Annotated in this window: 3 protein-coding genes; all 3 read right to left on the reverse strand. The window is 53.1% G+C overall.

Annotated features, from left to right (window positions below):
- Positions 1-201: 201 nt before the first annotated feature.
- Positions 202-681 carry a chemotaxis protein CheW gene (locus tag OSC10802_RS0100100; protein ID WP_017714741.1) on the reverse strand — a complete coding sequence of 160 codons (480 nt, stop codon included), beginning with the start codon at positions 679-681 and terminating at the stop codon, positions 202-204.
- A 95-nt stretch (positions 682-776) separates the two neighbouring features.
- Positions 777-1577 carry a WD40 domain-containing protein gene (locus tag OSC10802_RS43725; protein WP_026098035.1) on the reverse strand — a complete coding sequence of 267 codons (801 nt, stop codon included), beginning with the start codon at positions 1575-1577 and terminating at the stop codon, positions 777-779.
- Positions 1544-1639: a WD40 repeat domain-containing protein gene (locus OSC10802_RS53850; RefSeq protein WP_232731792.1), complete on the reverse strand. Its 96-nt coding sequence runs from the start codon at positions 1637-1639 to the stop codon at positions 1544-1546. The genes OSC10802_RS43725 and OSC10802_RS53850 overlap by 34 nt, the downstream gene beginning before the upstream one ends.
- Positions 1640-1684 lie beyond the last annotated feature (45 nt).

A 1684-nucleotide genomic window follows, 5' to 3' on the forward strand; every position in this document is an offset into this window, starting at 1 on the left:
GCACGCCAACAGTCTCTTGAAACTCACTGCGACAAACGAAGTCCGCCTCCCTTGCACTTAAGAGAAGAACGGGACTTTTCAAACCCGCGCAGGCGGGTTTTGTCTGTATAGCTGCGGTTTCAACCGCCCAGAGACTACGGGACACAGCTTAAGTTGACACCAGTGGTCCCCGTGCCCGCCCCGGAACGAGGGAAACTATTTTTAAAGGAGATTGACGAGCTTATCCAAGTTGAGGTAAAATACAGCTTTGCCGTCAGCAGAGTGAATCAATTTTTCCACAGCTGGTGCGAGTTTGCCTTGCCGGTAAAGCTCAGGAATTTCACTCAATTGGTCGAGCGGCACATCCAGAATCGTTGGCATCTCAGCAATGGGAATGCCGAGACGATCTCCTCGATTTAAGGGGCAAACGATCAGGTAATTGCTATCGCTTGATGCTGAGCCGGCCAAAAACAGCGCCGACACATCAATCAGCGTGATTGTTTCGTTTTGGTGCCGCACTAAACTGCGCCCACTGCCTAGCGTGCCGTGCGGCGTAAATTCTTTGAGAACGCGCTGAACCCGCTCAATGGGAATGGCAAAGTGCTCGTTTCCCACTTGGAAGACAACGAGTTTTTCAGTTGGCGTCCGCGTCAGACTTTGGTGCTTGGTGCGGAACCGGCGGCTATATTTCGGACTGTTCATTGTTCAATTTCACAGTTGATTTTGATTGTTATATAACTCAAGTTGCTATAGCGTGCTGTAGACTTGTAGGTAGCAACTTGGGTGATTAATGTATCCTACCGCTTTAAAAGACGCTCAATCTCTTCATCAGTGAAAGGATTCTTCCCAGCTTCCAGGGCGTCAACCCAGCCCTGCCGTTGCAATTTCGCCTCAACATCTTCAGTCGATTTGATAAATGCCTGAAAGTCTTCAATGGCTCCTTGAGTGTTGCCGGTAAGCGCCCTAGCAATACCCCGGCTGTCCCGAATGTCTCCATTTTCAGGTGCGAGCGCCACGGCTTTCTCGCAGGCGTACATGACTTCAGCAGCGTGCCGGTGCAAACTGCCTTCCCTGCAGAGTGAGTTCCAAGAATCAGCAGTAATTTCCAGAGCCGGGTCGAGCTTTTGCGCTTGTTCGTAAGCGGCTATAGCTTCCTTGACCTCACCCTGACTGACGAGGTTTTTTCCCCTCTCAACGAGAGAGGGTGCCGAAAATCGGCGGGCATCTTTTTCAGGGTCAAGCTTTAAGTTGGGATTCCACTTTAACGCTGTGCGGAAGGTAGCAACAGCCTCTTCAACATTGCCGGCTTTGGCTTGCTCCTCACCTTCCCCGACTAGAAAAGGCGCAGCTGCCATCACGCTAGATTTATCTTGGCACACCGGCAGTTTTTCCAGGTGGAGGGGATGGGAGATCAGGTAATCTTTCAACCAGTCGCAGCCCCGCGCCAGCTGTTCGTCCAATCCTTCCACTCGCCACAGCTTAACCGTGCCGTCCTCTGAGCCGGTGGCCAGCCGTTTGCCGTCCGGGCTGAACGCCACGCTATTGACCTCGCCCTGATGCCCTTTCAGGGAGGCGAGCTCTTTCCCTGCAAGTCCCACAGCTTGGCCGTGCCGTCTATTGAGCCGGTGGCCAGCCGTTTGCCGTCCGGGCTGAACGCCACGCTATTGACCGGCTTCTGATGCCCTTTCAGGGAGGCGAGCTGTTT

It is taken from the genome of Kamptonema formosum PCC 10802 (assembly GCF_000332335.1).
Taxonomy (GTDB): Bacteria; Cyanobacteriota; Cyanobacteriia; order Cyanobacteriales; family Oscillatoriaceae; genus Oscillatoria.